Annotated in this window: 13 protein-coding genes; 12 read left to right on the top strand and 1 reads right to left on the bottom strand. The window is 53.5% G+C overall.

The window, feature by feature from the left end:
• The first annotated feature begins 9 nt into the window (after window positions 1-9).
• From ACQY6F_RS06360 to acpS, 10 genes are all read left to right on the top strand, one after another.
• Window positions 10-642, top strand: a complete 633-nt coding sequence (locus tag ACQY6F_RS06360; RefSeq protein ID WP_428773040.1) for an RseA family anti-sigma factor — start codon at window positions 10-12, stop codon at window positions 640-642.
• Entirely contained in the window at window positions 639-1,604 is a 966-nt protein-coding gene (gene rseB / locus ACQY6F_RS06355; RefSeq protein WP_428773038.1) for a sigma-E factor regulatory protein RseB, read from the top strand. The genes ACQY6F_RS06360 and rseB overlap by 4 nt, the downstream gene beginning before the upstream one ends.
• Window positions 1,601-2,071: a SoxR reducing system RseC family protein gene (locus ACQY6F_RS06350; RefSeq protein ID WP_428773037.1), complete on the top strand. Its 471-nt coding sequence runs from the start codon at window positions 1,601-1,603 to the stop codon at window positions 2,069-2,071. The genes rseB and ACQY6F_RS06350 overlap by 4 nt, the downstream gene beginning before the upstream one ends.
• Before the next feature lie 106 nt (window positions 2,072-2,177).
• Entirely contained in the window at window positions 2,178-3,971 is a 1,794-nt protein-coding gene (gene lepA, locus ACQY6F_RS06345) for a translation elongation factor 4 (RefSeq protein ID WP_428773035.1), read from the top strand.
• Window positions 3,972-4,059: 88 nt separating this feature from the next.
• On the top strand, window positions 4,060-4,956 hold the full coding sequence (gene lepB, locus ACQY6F_RS06340) for a signal peptidase I (protein ID WP_428773033.1): 897 nt from the start codon (window positions 4,060-4,062) through the stop codon (window positions 4,954-4,956).
• Between the two features lie 35 nt (window positions 4,957-4,991).
• The gene (gene rnc, locus ACQY6F_RS06335) at window positions 4,992-5,672 is read left to right on the top strand and encodes a ribonuclease III (protein WP_428773031.1); all 681 of its coding nucleotides are present in this window, start codon (window positions 4,992-4,994) and stop codon (window positions 5,670-5,672) included.
• On the top strand, window positions 5,662-6,630 hold the full coding sequence (gene era, locus ACQY6F_RS06330; RefSeq protein WP_428773030.1) for a GTPase Era: 969 nt from the start codon (window positions 5,662-5,664) through the stop codon (window positions 6,628-6,630). Before rnc ends, era begins: the two co-directional genes overlap by 11 nt.
• 87 nt (window positions 6,631-6,717) lie before the next feature.
• Entirely contained in the window at window positions 6,718-7,485 is a 768-nt protein-coding gene (recO, locus tag ACQY6F_RS06325; protein WP_428773029.1) for a DNA repair protein RecO, read from the top strand.
• A complete protein-coding gene (gene pdxJ, locus ACQY6F_RS06320) occupies window positions 7,482-8,213 on the top strand; it encodes a pyridoxine 5'-phosphate synthase (RefSeq protein WP_428773028.1) in 732 nt (243 codons plus the stop codon). The genes recO and pdxJ overlap by 4 nt, the downstream gene beginning before the upstream one ends.
• A gap of 6 nt (window positions 8,214-8,219) precedes the next feature.
• Window positions 8,220-8,606: a holo-ACP synthase gene (acpS, locus tag ACQY6F_RS06315; RefSeq protein ID WP_428773027.1), complete on the top strand. Its 387-nt coding sequence runs from the start codon at window positions 8,220-8,222 to the stop codon at window positions 8,604-8,606.
• On the opposite strand, the gene barA is transcribed toward acpS, so the two are convergent.
• On the bottom strand, window positions 8,588-11,383 hold the full coding sequence (gene barA / locus ACQY6F_RS06310; protein ID WP_428773026.1) for a two-component sensor histidine kinase BarA: 2,796 nt from the start codon (window positions 11,381-11,383) through the stop codon (window positions 8,588-8,590). The genes acpS and barA overlap by 19 nt on opposite strands.
• A 164-nt stretch (window positions 11,384-11,547) precedes the next feature.
• Here barA and rlmD point away from each other — a divergent pair, with 164 nt between their 5' ends.
• Together rlmD and relA are read left to right on the top strand one after the other, a co-directional pair.
• The gene (gene rlmD, locus ACQY6F_RS06305) at window positions 11,548-12,870 is read left to right on the top strand and encodes a 23S rRNA (uracil(1939)-C(5))-methyltransferase RlmD (RefSeq protein ID WP_428773024.1); all 1,323 of its coding nucleotides are present in this window, start codon (window positions 11,548-11,550) and stop codon (window positions 12,868-12,870) included.
• 61 nt (window positions 12,871-12,931) lie between these two features.
• Window positions 12,932-15,151 carry a GTP diphosphokinase gene (gene relA, locus ACQY6F_RS06300; RefSeq protein WP_428773023.1) on the top strand — a complete coding sequence of 740 codons (2,220 nt, stop codon included), beginning with the start codon at window positions 12,932-12,934 and terminating at the stop codon, window positions 15,149-15,151.
• Window positions 15,152-15,190 lie beyond the last annotated feature (39 nt).

Raw genomic sequence — 15,190 nt, 5'->3', positions numbered from 1 at the left:
GTGAAAATAATGGCTGACAAAGAAAGACTTTCAGCGCTCATGGATGGAGAGTTGGTCGACAAGGTTCTGATTTCGGAGCTCGAGCTTGACCAGGAAAGCCAAACCAAGTGGAAGAATTACCACTTAATTGGTGACGTCATGCGTGGAGAGGCTCCTGCTGTACCGCAATGGAATATTGCTGAAAGTGTCGCAGCTGCACTGGAAAGTGAGCCTGCCCACGGTAGCTTTGATTCCAGCTCGACTGTGGTGGATTTCTCCCGCCAGCCGAGCGAATCCCAGCCGACGCCTCAACAGGCTAAGCGCCATTTACCAGCATGGCTGAATCAATTCGGTCAGGTGGCGATGGCGGCTTGTGTCTCCCTGGCGGTCATCCTGGGTGTACAACAGTACGGGGGCTCAGATGCTGTTCAGACTCAGGCAGATCAAATTCCGGTGCTGCAGACCATTCCGTTTGCCGGCAGTGCCGAACCGGTCAGTCTGACACGGGAATCTGTGCGTCAACAGCAATCAAACAGTGAAGTGAAGTTGCAGGAACAGCGTCGCCGTATCAATGCCATGCTGCAAGATTATGAGCTGCAACTCAGACTTAACAGTGAGTCCGATGTACAACATCAAGATGTGAGCGAACCGGTAGTCGAATGAAAAAACTCCTGATCAGTGCGCTGACGCTGTTCAGTTTGAATATCAACCAGGCCTTTGCGGAGCAACCCTCTGCAGAGGCTTTGTTGCATCAAATGAACGAAGCCAGTCAGCAACTCAACTATGAACTCTCCTATATCCTGATTAAGAAAAACAGTATTGAGCCACTGCTGTATCGACATGCGATGGCTGAAGGCAAGCACCTGGCTCACCTTTTGTACCTCAGTGGGCCGATAAGAGAAGTCATTCGTCGCGGCGGGGAAGTCAGTTACATCGAACCCGGGGTGGAACCATTTTCGATTCAGTCCGGGACTATGGTGGCACCGACCATGCCGCTGCTAAATAGCAATGTTGACCAGTTGGGCCGTTACTACGACTTTATCCAGGTCGGTAGGGCGCGCGAAGCCGGAACGGCTTGTCAGGTTTTACGTGTGGTGCCGAAAGACGGCCTGCGCTATTCCTATGTGTTGTGGGTTGATGAGCTGAGCAAGTTACCGCTGCGTGCTGATCTGGTGGATCGGGACGGCGAAGTACTGGAGCAGTATCGAACCATTTCCTTCACAGTGAATGATCAAATCGCCCAGGTCATGGCAGGCTTAAATCAGGTCCAGTTGCCAGAAGTGTTGTCTCTTCCTGACGGAAACCTGGACCAGACTTACTGGACGGTAGGCTGGACCCCGAATGGCTTTATTGCCAAAGAGCTGAATCGTTACCGGATGGCAATATCGGACCGGCTGGTGGAAAGCCGGATGTATTCGGATGGTTTATTCAACTTTTCCATCTACATCTCGCCAAAAGACGAACACTCGTTGAAAAACCAACTGGTTCGCCAGGGGCGAAGAACACTACACAGTATGGTGATTGGTGACCGTGAGGTGTCTGTCGTCGGTGATATTCCACCGTCGACTGCCCAGCGTATCGCTCAGTCGGTCACGTTTCAGCGTCAAGAGGACACCACGCCATGATGACTGCGTTAGCCACCGTCGCGTCGGTGTCAAAACAGCGGCACGGCTATCAGCTTGAACTGGATTGCCAGCAGCAGACCAGCTGCAGCAGTTGCGCCTCGCAAAAAAGCTGTGGCACCGGTGTGGTGTCGAAAGCGATAGGTAACCGTAATTTGCACTGGAGCCTGAATACCGATCAGCCGGTCAAAGTCGGTCAGGTGGTAGAAATCGGTTTGCCCGAACGTTCGCTGCTTCAATCCGCTGCGTTGGTCTACCTGTTGCCTTTGATCATGCTGATGATGGGGGCTGGACTGGCGAGCACCATTCTGGCTCCCTGGCTTAACCTGGGCGAAGGCATTGTTATTCTGGCCGCTTTTGCCTCTGCGGCTGCCGGAGTACTGATGGCTAAACGCTGGTCGTCGCGGCTGGAACAGAGTTCCAGGCAGCAGGTAGTATTGGTCAGGGTGTTGGGTGAACCAATTAGCTAGTGCCAAGCGGCAAGAAATTGGGTAGAATCGGCCAACTTGATTGAAATGCCGTCAGCCGACGGCTTTCTTATTTTGATATTTTACAAGAGTTAGTCACGCCAAATCTATGAAGCACATTCGTAACTTTTCGATCATCGCCCATATCGACCACGGTAAATCCACCTTATCAGACCGCTTAATCCAAGTTTGCGGCGGGTTAAGTGACCGCGAAATGGAAGCTCAGGTTCTTGACTCAATGGATCTGGAGCGTGAACGCGGGATCACCATCAAAGCGCAAAGTGTGACACTCGATTATCACGCCAAAGATGGTCAAACATACCAGTTAAACTTTATCGACACTCCGGGACACGTGGATTTCTCTTACGAAGTTTCCCGCTCACTGGCCGCCTGTGAAGGTGCACTGCTGGTGGTCGATGCCGGGCAGGGCGTAGAAGCTCAGACTTTGGCCAACTGCTATACCGCCATTGAGATGGACCTGGAAGTGGTGCCAATCCTGAATAAAATCGATTTGCCGGCAGCAGAACCCGAGCGGGTAGCAGAAGAAATCGAAGATATCGTTGGTATTGATGCGATGGAAGCGACCCGTTGCTCAGCGAAAACCGGTCTTGGCGTAGAAGATGTGCTGGAAAACATCGTTTCCGCGATTCCAGCGCCGGAAGGCGATCCGGATGCGCCGCTGCAGGCGCTGATCATCGATTCCTGGTTTGATAACTACCTCGGCGTGGTGTCACTGGTACGAATTAAAAATGGCTCTCTGAAGAAAAACGATAAGATCAAAGTGATGAGCACCGGCCAGACCTGGGGCGTGGACCGTCTTGGGATCTTTACACCGAAGCAGGTTGATAAAACTGAGCTGAACACCGGCGAGGTAGGCTGGGTTGTCTGCGGCATCAAAGATATTCTCGGCGCGCCGGTGGGTGATACCCTGACTCTGGCCAAGCATGGCTGTGACAAGCCGTTGCCGGGCTTTAAAAAAGTTAAACCTCAGGTCTATGCCGGCTTGTTCCCGGTCTCGTCGGATGATTATGAAAACTTCCGTGACGCGCTGGGCAAACTGAGCCTGAACGATGCCTCACTGTTCTATGAGCCAGAAAACTCTGCCGCGCTGGGCTTTGGTTTCCGTTGTGGTTTCCTTGGCATGCTGCATATGGAGATCATTCAGGAGCGCCTAGAGCGTGAATACGACCTGGATCTGATCACTACCGCACCAACGGTAGTGTATGAAGTGGCGAAAACCGACGGTGAGACTCTCTACGTTGACAGTCCGGCTAAACTGCCAGCGGTGAACGATATCAATGAAATCCGTGAACCGATCGCCCGCTGTAATATTCTGGTGCCGTCTGACTACCTGGGGAACGTGATCACCCTGTGTGTTGAAAAACGTGGTGTTCAGGTCGACATGGTTTACCACGGTAATCAGGTCGCGGTCACTTACGATATTCCGATGGCGGAAGTGGTACTGGATTTCTTCGACCGCCTGAAGTCAACCTCACGCGGCTATGCCTCGCTCGATTATAACTTCCAGCGCTTCGAAGAGTCGGATATGGTGCGGGTGGATGTGCTGCTGAACGGTGACCGCGTTGATGCGCTGGCGCTGATCACCCACAAAGATCAATCCCAGACCCGTGGACGTCAGCTGGTTGAAAAAATGAAGGAATTTATTCCTCGTCAAATGTTTGATATCGCGATTCAGGCGGCGATCGGCAACCATATTATTGCCCGTTCGACCGTTAAGCAATTGCGTAAAAACGTAATCGCCAAATGTTATGGTGGTGACGTCAGCCGGAAGAAAAAACTGCTGAAGAAGCAGAAAGAAGGTAAAAAGCGGATGAAGCAGATCGGTAACGTTGAGCTGCCGCAAGAAGCCTTCCTGGCGATTTTGCACGTAGGCAAAGATTAATTCGCTGTCCTGTCCGGCTGAAAACTTAACAGACAAGTGAAAGAGTCCCGGCTCTTTCACTTTCGTATTTTTAGAATAAGGGAACTCAATGGCTAATACATTTTCACTGATCCTGGTCGTGGTAACGTTGCTGACCGGCGTGGTTTGGGTGCTGGAAAAACTGGTCTGGGCGAAAAAACGTCAGTTGAGAGTGGCGCAGGTAGCAGCGCAGACTAATGGCCTAGACGACAGCACGGCCCAAAAAGTGGCGGCTCAACCATGGTGGGTTGAGAACAGCGTCTCAATTTTCCCTGTGATAGCTGCCGTATTGGTACTGAGAACCTTTATTTACGAACCGTTTCAAATCCCGTCCGGCTCGATGATGCCAACCTTGCTGGTGGGGGATTTTATCCTGGTGGAAAAATACGCCTACGGACTGAAAGATCCGGTATGGCAGAAGCAGCTGGTGGAAACCGGCAAACCGGAACGGGGCGATATCGTGGTGTTTAAATATCCGCCGCAGCCGAACATTGACTATATCAAACGGGTAGTGGGGATGCCGGGTGATACCGTGCGCTACAGTGCTCGTAAGCAGATCTGCATCAAGCCGCAGGGACAGGCGAAATGTGAGCCGATCAAACTGTCCAACGTCCAGGAAAGTGAATTTGTCCAGAACGGTATTCCGTTGATGCAGCTGGATGAACAGCTGGGCGAGGTCAAACACCAGGTACTGATCCATCCGCTGCGTCGTGATCGGGTTGAAGCGTACCAACCGCGCAGCGGCGTCAATGAGTGGGTAGTGCCAAAAGGACAGTATTTCGTCATGGGCGACAACCGTGACAACAGTGCCGACAGCCGTTACTGGGGCTTCGTACCGGAAGCCAACCTGGTTGGTAAAGCGGTCGGCATCTGGATCAGTTTTGAATTTGAGCGCGATGCCAACAGCGTATTGCCGTCTTGGATTCCAACCGGGGTGCGTTTTAACCGCATCGGTGGTATTAACTAGTCTGAGTAACTCAGACCCCAAAAGTTAGAGAGAGTATGACTTCTCCTGTAGCAAAATTAGAACGTAAGCTCGGCTATCAGTTTAATGATGCTGAGCTGATCAACCTGGCGCTGACCCATCGCAGCGCCAATGGTAAACATAATGAGCGTCTTGAATTTCTGGGCGATTCAATTTTAAGTTTTGTCATCGCTGACGACTTGTATCACCGTTTTCCAAAAGTGAATGAAGGGGATATGAGCCGCATGCGTGCCACTCTGGTACGTGGCAATACGTTAGCCGAGCTGGGTCGTGAATTTGATCTGGGAGATTACTTAAAATTAGGTCCAGGCGAGTTAAAAAGCGGTGGCTTCCGCCGTGACTCTATCCTGGCAGACGCAGTCGAGGCCATTATCGGCGCCATCTATCTCGATAGTGATATCGAATCGGTGCGGGCGATTATCCTTAGCTGGTACCAGAGCCGACTTGAAGCGATCAAACCGGGTGTATCACAAAAAGATCCGAAAACCCGCCTGCAGGAATTTCTGCAGGGGCGCAGAAAGCCGTTGCCACTGTACACAGTGACTAATATTAAAGGTGAGGCACACAACCAGGAATTTACGGTTGCGTGTGAAGTCGCAGGCCTGGAAGCGCCTGTTGTGGGTAAAGGAACCAGTCGTCGCAAGGCAGAACAGGCGGCTGCGGACACAGCATTAGAGCAACTGACTAATGGCAGATAACGAATTTGATATCGACGCGTACTTCTCTTCCAGTGCGCCTGCAGCGAGCCCGGAGAATCAGCATTGCGGCTTTGTCGCGATCGTAGGCCGGCCCAATGTGGGTAAGTCGACCCTGCTGAACCGGATCCTGGGCCAGAAAATTTCCATTACGTCGCGTAAACCCCAGACGACCCGCCACCGGATCATGGGCGTGGATACTGAAGGGGATTACCAGGCGATCTACGTCGACACGCCGGGACTGCACATCGAAGAGAAACGCGCCATCAACCGTCTGATGAACCGTGCCGCCAACTCCTCGCTGAGCGATGTTAACCTGGTGCTGTTTCTGGTCGACGGTACCCACTGGACCAACGACGATGAAATGGTGCTGAACAAGCTGCAGAAAGCCAACTTCCCGGTGGTGCTGTGCGTCAACAAAGTTGATAACGTCAAAGACCGCAATGACGTGATGGTACACATGCTGGAAATGTCGAAGAAGATGGATTTTGTCGATGTGGTGCCGATTTCAGCTAAACATGGCAAAAATATCGATGTGATTCGCCAGCACGTGCGTGACCACCTGCCAAAGGCTGTGCACCACTTTCCGGAAGAGTATGTGACCGACCGTTCGCAGCGTTTTATGGCCTCGGAAATTGTCCGTGAAAAACTGATGCGCTTTACCGGCGATGAACTGCCGTACTCGGTCACGGTTGAAATCGAACGTTTCGATTACAACCCGGAAACGGACGGATTCCATATCAATGCTCTGATCCTGGTTGAGCGCAACGGCCAGAAGAAGATGGTGATCGGCAAAGGTGGCGAGAAAATCAAAACCATTGGCCGTGAAGCACGGCTGGATATGGAAGAGCTGTTTGGCCGCAAAGTGTTCCTGGAAACCTGGGTCAAAGTGAAATCCGGCTGGGCCGATGATGAACGAGCCCTGCGCTCACTTGGTTATATCGACGACCTGGACAAATAATTTCGGTTAGCGGCCGCGCGCTCCCGACATCGTGTATTGAAAAGGAGCCACTGGCTCCTTTTTTCGTCTGCAAAGGAAGACAAAGCATTGGCGAACTATTCTTCACAATCGGGCCGTTACGACTCGTCGGCGCAGGGACTGCAGCGCGGCTTTGTGTTGCATCGGCGCCCTTACAGTGAAACCAGCCTGATCCTGGATGTATTCAGCGAAGAGTATGGCCGGATAACCCTGATGGCGAAAGGGGCGCGCAGTAAACGTTCTAACCTGAAAGGGGCATTGCAGCCCTTTACCCCTTTGCTGTTAAAGTGGTCGGGGCAGGGACAGATGAAAACCCTGCGCCAGGCTGAAGCCATCAGTCTCGGACTGCCATTGGCGGGGATCACCCTCTATTCGGCCATGTACGTTAACGAGCTACTGTGCCGGGTACTGGCCAGTGAAGTGGCAATGCCGGCGCTGTTTCACGACTACCTGCACGCATTAACCGAACTGGCCCAGTGTGACAATCCGGAACCGGCGCTGCGCCGGTTTGAACTGGCGTTGCTGTCGGCGCTCGGTTATGGCGTTGATTTTCTCCATTGCGCCGGTAGCGGCGAAGCGGTAGAAGCATCTATGACTTATCGCTACCGGGAGCAGAAGGGCTTTATCGCCTCAGTGCGCAACGATAACCTGACGTTCACTGGCGAGCAGCTGATCGCCATCAGCGAGCGGCGCTTTGTCACTAAAGAACAACTGCAGGCCGCAAAACGCTTTACACGTACTGCGCTAAAGCCTTATCTTGGCGGCAAACCTTTAAAGAGCAGGGAGCTGTTTATCCATAGCCAGGCGGTTCCCAGAGCAAGGAGTAATAATAAATGAGCTCAATCTACCTAGGCGTCAACATCGATCACATCGCAACTCTGCGCAACGCTCGCGGTACCAAGTACCCGGACCCGGTTCATGCGGCGGAAATCGCCGAGCGTGCTGGCGCGGACGGCATCACCATCCACCTGCGTGAAGACCGCCGCCACATTCTCGACCGTGATGTCCGTATATTGCGTGAGACCATTCAGACCCGAATGAATCTGGAAATGGCGGTGACCGACGAAATGGTCGAGATCGCGCTGAAAACCCAGCCGGAATATGTCTGCCTGGTGCCGGAAAAGCGTGAAGAACTGACCACCGAAGGTGGGTTAGATGTGGCGGGCCAGCTGGAAAAAGTCAAAGCGGCCACCCAGACGTTGACCGAAGCGGGCATCAAAGTATCGCTGTTTATCGATGCTGACCGCCAGCAGATCGATGCGGCCAAAGCTTGCGGCGCGCCATTTATTGAGCTGCATACCGGCCATTACGCCGATGCGACCAATGAGCAAGAGCAGCAGGATGAACTGAAGAAAATTGCTGCCGGAGCCAGCTATGCGCACAGCCTGGGGATTACCGTCAATGCCGGTCATGGTCTGACCTATCACAACGTCGCACCGATTGCCGCGCTGCCGGAAATCTACGAGCTGAATATTGGTCACTCGATCATCGGCCGGGCGGTATTTGATGGGCTGCATGCGGCCGTAGCGGATATGAAAGCGGCCATGGTCGCGGCGCGGAAATAAGCGCCGATGGCTATCGTTGGGTTAGGCACTGACATCGCAGAAATCGAGCGGGTGGAAAAAGCGTTGTCCCGTTCCGGTGAGGCTTTTGCCGAACGGATCCTTACCGCTGAGGAGATGGCGACGTATCACAGCCTGAAACAGCAGGCCCGCTTTGTTGCCAAACGTTTTGCCGCCAAAGAGGCGGCATCCAAAGCGCTCGGCACCGGCATCGCACACGGGGTCAGCTTCCATGATTTCTGCGTCAGTAATGATGACAACGGTAAGCCGCTGCTGACCTTGTCCGGAAAGGCGCAGCAACTGGCGGCCCAGCTGCAGGTGAGTTCGGTTCACCTGTCGATCTCCGATGAACGCTTTTACGCGGTCGCTACCGTGATTTACGAATCCGACAGGTAAGGTTCGGCACTGGCGGTCACTTTTTCCATTTCGTCCTGCAATTCAAACAGTTCGGGTTCTACGTCTTCGACGCTGGAGCCGGAACGCAGCGCCTGCTCCAGCACGGCGCACACTTTTTTCAGCCGTGGCACCCCACAGTAAGAACAACTGCCGTGCAGTTTATGGATATGGTGGATCAGCAGTTCGATATCCGGTTGTTCCTGGTCAAGTACCTGCTCGACATGCTCAGTGACCTCGCGGATATAGTCGACCAACATCTGCAACATCTCTTTGGCCAGGTCCTGTTTGTTGGCTGACTGCTTCAGGGCGGCCTGCCAGTCGATAATGATATTGCCGTGTTCTTCATTTTCAGCGGCTTCCGCCTCTGGCTCGGGAGGATGCACAATATCCAGTTTGTCGACCTGAGTCTGTTCGCTGACCGGGCTCCAGTGCATCAATACCTGGTGCAGGACGTGCTCTTCAATCGGTTTAGTCAGATAATCATCCATACCGGCTTTGAGTAATCGGTCCCGTTCACCACTCATGGCGTGGGCGGTGACGGCAATCACCGGGGTATTGCCGTTCAGTTCGGTCTTTTTGATTTCAGCACAAGCGGTAACGCCGTCCATATGCGGCATCTGAATGTCCATCAGGATCACGTCAAAGTGATTGGATTTTGCCTGCTCCACCGCATCCAGACCATTGCTGCAAGTAATGATATGGTCGACCTGTTCTTGCAGCAGGGCACTGATCAGCTTCAGGTTGGCCGGGTTGTCGTCGACCGCCATGACGGTCAGTGGCAGTTTTTCACTCTGGATAAACTCCAGCGGCTCCTCTTGTGCGACCAGGGTATCGGTCAGATTCGCCAGCAGCGCCTGGAGTAACTTACGCCGCGATAACGGCTTGGTGAGACACTGGACCTGGTACTTTTCGATCAAATAGTCTGACAGGGCCAGCGCGGTGCTCGGGGTGCCGACGATCACCTGCGGCGCGCATTTCAGCGCCTGTTCTACCCAGCGATTGACTTCAGCCCGGTTGTTCTGCCGCGCCGGAGAGAGATTGAGCAACACATAGTCATACGGCTCCGGTTTTTCCGGCAGCGCGGAGCGGTAGGTCACCAGCAGTTTTTCCTGGATCAGGAACTGTTGCACCACAGATGCGGCCTGCATGTTGGGCTCGATCAACAGCAGCTGTTTCTGGTTCAGCGCTGAGGCGTTAACGATTTCACTCATCGGCATATCGGTGCTGTGCAGGCGCAGGGTGAACCAGAACGTGGAACCCTGGTGCAGCCGGCTGGTGAGGCTGATTTCGCCACCCATCTGCCCGACCAGTTTCTGGGTGATCACCAGGCCGAGACCGGTACCGCCATAGCGGCGGGAAATACTGGCATCAGCCTGGCTGAATGCCTGGAACAGCTGTGCTTGCTGGCGCTCGGAGATACCAATACCGGTATCGCGCACCATAAATTGCAGCTCAACGGTATCGTCTTTTTGCGAGCGCAGCTCAATACTGATATCGATATTGCCGCGCTCGGTAAATTTGATCGAGTTACCCACCAGGTTAGTCAGCACCTGCTGAATCCGCAGCGGGTCGCCAACCAGCCCATTGGGCACTTTAGGGTCTACTTTCAGTGTCAGCTCCAGCCCTTTCTCGTGCGCGGATGGTGCCTGCAGGTTGACCACTTCTTCCAGACTCTCCTGGAAATCAAACGGGATATTCTCCAGTGCCAGTTTGCCGGCTTCCAGTTTGGAGAAATCCAGGATGTCATTGATGATGTTGAGCAGGTTATTGGCTGATTTTTCAATGGTCTGCAGGTAGTCTTTCTGGCTTTCGGTCAGCTTAGTTTTCAGCATCTGGCGGGTAAAACCGATCACCCCGTTCAGCGGCGTGCGCAGTTCGTGGGACATATTGGCCAGGAACTCTGATTTCACTCGCGCGGCTTCCTGAGCGCGTTTTTTGGCGATATCCAGTTCCACGTTCTGAATTTCCAGCTGCTCCAGGGTTTCACGCAGGTCGGACGTGGCCTGGTCGATACTGTGCTGCATTTCGACATGGTATTCAGATAAGGACACCGCCATGGCATTGATACCGTTTTTCAGCGAATCCAGCTCGCCGTGCATTTTACCTTCAATCCGTACATCCAGGTGACCACGCCGGATCCGGTCAACCATATTTTTCATATGACTGATGGGGCGGGTAACGTCATACATCAGCCGGAAGGCAAACACGGCCGATAAGCCTATCCCGGCCAGCAGCACGACCACTGCCGAAATCAGTTCCTGATACTGCTGCAGTCGCAGCGGTGACAGATCCAGCTCCACCGAGATATATCCCAGCGCCTGGTTGGCGGAGTTGCGCCCTTCCATTGGTGAAGTAAACGCGGTTTCACTGACGATTGGCGCGCGCAGGATCATGGTGTTGCCGTGGATGTCGGCGCTGACCAACAGCGGGATCGGCATGTCACGCGGTAAGGTCAGCGACTCAAAATCCGGATGGAAATTGGAGGTCACAAACAGGTCGTGATTGGCATCGAATACCGCGATACTGCGCACGAATTTTGAATTTTTCCGGTGGGTATAACTGATGATGCGCCGCACCAGTTCGCGGCTCTGATTTTTCAGCCCGTCAACGCTGGCAATGGCCAATGGCTCGACAATCGAATAGCCGGAGTCGATCACTTGCTTTTCCAGATCCTGGTAGCGATTGTAGGAAAAAAAAGTACTGAGAAACAATCCGATGATTAAAGTCGGTGCAAGCGTCAGTGTTATCACGCGGGCGCGTAAGCCGTATCTGGTCATTATGGTCTAAACATCGTGGTGTGGATGTGGGACAATAGCCCCTATCTCGAAACTGGTTGCTGGCCTTAGCTTAATCAAGACCGCGCGGTTCGACAATCTCCCTGGGCGTAAATAGTGACCCTGGGAGACTCATCAGTAACATATTGACAGTGTAGGCATTCAGCATGGCGCGTTTTTTTCAACCCAAGAAAAGCCCTTCTCCGACTCAAAAACATCAGCAGCTGCAGTTTGAAAAGCTGGACCACCACGGGGCTGGGATCGCTTACCTGAACCGCAAGCCGCTGTTTGTGGAAGGGGTGTTGCCGCAAGAAACGGCCGTGATACAAGTGACGGAAACCAAGAGCAAATACGCCCGTGGTCAGCTGATTAAGTTGCTCAGCAGTAGCGAGCAGCGTCAGGCGCCGTTTTGTCCTCACTACAGCCAGTGTGGCGGTTGCAACCTGCAGCATCTGGTTCGTCCTGCCCAGCTTGATTACAAACAAGACGTATTGCAGCAAATGATGCAGCGCTTTGCTGACCAGAATATCGCCCTGGAGCCACCGCTGACCGGTGGGGATCGCGCCTACCGCCGCCGGGCGAGAGTCAGCCTGAAATGGGATCGAAAGAGTCGTCAGCTGCAGTTTGGTTTCCGTCAGAAACAGAGCCAGCGAATTACTGACATTGAGCAATGTCCGGTCTTGGAGCAGTCACTGAACCAATTACTGCCACCACTAAAGCTAATCCTGAGTCAGTTCAGTCAGCCGGAACATCTTGGCCATCTGGAACTGGTTGCAGGCGACAATCAGCGGATAGTGGTGCTGCGCCACCTGAAGCCACTGGCGGAAAAAGACCGCCAGCAATTGCTAAACCTGGCAGAGCAGCATCAACTGAGCGTATATCTGATGCCGGAATCCGGTCAGTTGGATCTGATTGCCGGAGAGCCGGGAATTTATCAGGAAACCGGCTGTCAGATTGAGTTCGCACCCAATAATTTCATTCAGGTTAATCAGGACGTCAATCGTCAGATGGTGCAGCAGGCAATGGACTGGCTGCAACTCGATGGTGAGGATAGGGTATTGGACCTGTTTTGCGGCCTGGGTAACTTCAGCCTGCCAATCGCCAGACTATGCCAGGAAGTCATTGGTGTGGAAGGGGTCGACGCTATGGTGGTAAAAGCGGCGCAGAACGCGGCATTAAACCAGTTAGACAATGCCCGTTTCTATCAGGCGAATCTGGAACAGGATTTGACCAGCCAGCCTTGGGCTCAGCAACAGTTTAACAAAATCCTGCTCGATCCGGCCCGGGCCGGTGCCGCGGGCGTGATTGATCAGGTTGGCCGTCTCGGAGCAGAGCGGGTGGTTTATGTTTCCTGCAATCCTGCTACTCTAGCGAGAGACAGCCAGAGTCTCATTGCACAGGGCTACCAGTTGACCCGACTCGGCATGCTGGATATGTTTCCCCATACCAGCCATATGGAATCAATGGCACTCTTTGAAAAACAACAGTAGCTACCTAATCCGGTGATCTTGGGTGGCTAGACTAGCGAACAAATACTAGGACGAAAGTAAGATGGTTGCGGTAAGAAGCGCACATTTAAATCAGGATGAGCAATTCGCTTTGGAGAAGTGGATTGCCGGGTTAGCACAACCAAAAAAGACAGCAGATAAGCTCGCGGAGGTGTACAGCTTCTGTGTCGAACAAGCGGCTGAGCGTGAAGACTGCTCACTGCTGTTGTGGCGTGGCCGGGAGATGATCGAAATCCTGGTGACGCTGTCGATGGATCAGGCAACACTGGTGGCGGCGCAGCTATTCCCTCTGGTATCCAGTGGTGCGCTGGACAGAGAACAACTGGAAGAAAAATACAGTAAAGAGATCGTCAAGCTGATTGAAGGCGTGGAAGAGATGGCGGCCATCGGCCAGCTGAATTCAGGTCTGCAAGGCAACGCGGCCTCGTCTCAGGTCGACAACGTACGTCGCATGTTGCTGGCCATGGTGGATGATTTCCGCTGCGTGGTCATCAAGCTGGCCGAACGTATCTGCAATCTGATCGAAGTCAAACAAGCGCCGGATGAAGTGCGCCGCGCGGCAGCCCGTGAATGTGCCAATATCTATGCCCCGCTCGCCAACCGGCTTGGTATCGGTCAGCTCAAATGGGAAATCGAAGATTACGCCTTCCGTTACCAGCAACCGGAAACCTATAAACAGATCGCCAAGCAGCTGTCTGAGCGGCGCATTGTACGCGAGCAGTACATCAAGGATTTCGTCGACGATCTCTCCACTGAAATGCACGCCTGCGGCATCAAAGCCGAAGTCAGTGGCCGGCCGAAACACATCTACAGTATCTGGCGCAAGATGCAGAAAAAGAGCCTGGCGTTCGATGAACTGTTTGATGTCCGGGCGGTGCGTATTATTGCCGATCAGTTGCAGGACTGTTATGCCGCACTCGGCGTCGTACATACCAAATACAAGCACCTGCCCAGCGAGTTTGACGACTATGTCGCCAATCCGAAACCGAACGGCTATCAGTCGATCCACACCGTGATCCTGGGGCCGGAAGGTAAAACCATCGAAATCCAGATCCGCACCAAGCAGATGCACGAAGAGTCTGAACTCGGTGTGGCGGCGCACTGGAAATACAAAGAAGGTGGCAGCGGCCGCAGCGGCTATGATGAAAAAATCACCTGGCTACGTAAACTGCTGGATTGGCAGGAAGAGATGTCCGATTCCGGTGAGATGCTCGATGAACTACGCAGTCAGGTGTTTGATGATCGGGTTTACGCCTTTACCCCGCGCGGTGATGTGGTGGATCTGCCGATGGGCGCGACGCCACTCGATTTCGCCTACCATATTCACTCTGAGGTCGGTCATCGCTGCATCGGCGCTAAAGTTGGCGGGCGTATAGTCCCCTTTACCCACAAATTGCAGATGGGCGATCAGGTGGAAATCATTACCTCCAAAGAGCCCAACCCATCCCGTGACTGGCTCAACCCGTCTACGGGGTTCGTCCATTCCGGTCGGGCCAGGGCGAAAATCAACGCCTGGTTCCGTAAGCAGAGCCGGGAGAAAAACCTCGAGGCTGGTCGGGAAATCCTGGAAGCCGAGTTGGCCAAAATTGGTGCCACGCTGAAAGATGCCGAGGTTTATGCGCTAAAACGTTTTAATGTTAACTCGGCAGACGAACTGTACGTCGGTGTCGGTAGCGGTGATTTGCGTATTAACCAGATCATTAACCACATCAACGCGCTGGTGAATAAACCGACCGCCGAAGAAGAAGATCAGCAGGCGCTGGAAAAACTGCAGGAAGCGGAGACGCGTGGTTCGGCGCCGCAGCGGCCGAAGAAAGATGCCGTGGTGGTGGAAGGGGTCGATAACCTGATGACCCATCTGGCCCGCTGTTGCCAGCCGATCCCGGGTGATGAAATCTGTGGATATATCACTCAGGGGCGGGGTATTTCAGTTCACCGGGCGGATTGCGAGCAGTTGGATGAGCTGCGTCATCACGCACCGGAGCGGATCATCGACACCGTCTGGGGCAGCGGTTTCGTCGGCAGTTATATGCTGACCGTACGGGTCGAGGCCTTGGAACGAGGTGGGTTGCTGAAAGACATCACTACCTTGTTTGCCAACGAAAAAGTCAAAGTGGTTAGCATGAAGAGCCGGGTTGATTACCGTAATCAGATGTCGATTATGGACTTTGACCTGGAAGTCAACAGCGTCGAAGTGCTGAACCGGGTCAGTAAACGGGTGGAACAAATCAAAGACGTGATGTCGGTTAAACGACTCGGATAACCGCCACTGTCAGTCTTCATTGAGGGTGGGCGCGCAGTT

This window comes from Vibrio sp. (assembly GCF_050299255.1).
Lineage (GTDB): Bacteria > Pseudomonadota > Gammaproteobacteria > Enterobacterales > Vibrionaceae > Vibrio.
Note: the sequence above shows the minus strand (reverse complement) of the source record. Positions and strands in the feature narration are given on the sequence as shown.

Bases quoted from the DNA above. Each gene is read 5' to 3' on its own strand.
- ACQY6F_RS06360 (WP_428773040.1), top strand. From the start codon at position 10: ATGGCTGACAAAGAAAGACTTTCAGCGCTCATGGATGGAGAGTTGGTC.
- rseB (WP_428773038.1), top strand. From the start codon at position 639: ATGAAAAAACTCCTGATCAGTGCGCTGACGCTGTTCAGTTTGAATATC.
- ACQY6F_RS06350 (WP_428773037.1), top strand. From the start codon at position 1,601: ATGATGACTGCGTTAGCCACCGTCGCGTCGGTGTCAAAACAGCGGCAC.
- lepA (WP_428773035.1), top strand. From the start codon at position 2,178: ATGAAGCACATTCGTAACTTTTCGATCATCGCCCATATCGACCACGGT.
- lepB (WP_428773033.1), top strand. From the start codon at position 4,060: ATGGCTAATACATTTTCACTGATCCTGGTCGTGGTAACGTTGCTGACC.
- rnc (WP_428773031.1), top strand. From the start codon at position 4,992: ATGACTTCTCCTGTAGCAAAATTAGAACGTAAGCTCGGCTATCAGTTT.
- era (WP_428773030.1), top strand. From the start codon at position 5,662: ATGGCAGATAACGAATTTGATATCGACGCGTACTTCTCTTCCAGTGCG.
- pdxJ (WP_428773028.1), top strand. From the start codon at position 7,482: ATGAGCTCAATCTACCTAGGCGTCAACATCGATCACATCGCAACTCTG.
- acpS (WP_428773027.1), top strand. From the start codon at position 8,220: ATGGCTATCGTTGGGTTAGGCACTGACATCGCAGAAATCGAGCGGGTG.
- barA (WP_428773026.1), bottom strand. From the start codon at position 11,383: ATGACCAGATACGGCTTACGCGCCCGCGTGATAACACTGACGCTTGCA.
- rlmD (WP_428773024.1), top strand. From the start codon at position 11,548: ATGGCGCGTTTTTTTCAACCCAAGAAAAGCCCTTCTCCGACTCAAAAA.
- relA (WP_428773023.1), top strand. From the start codon at position 12,932: ATGGTTGCGGTAAGAAGCGCACATTTAAATCAGGATGAGCAATTCGCT.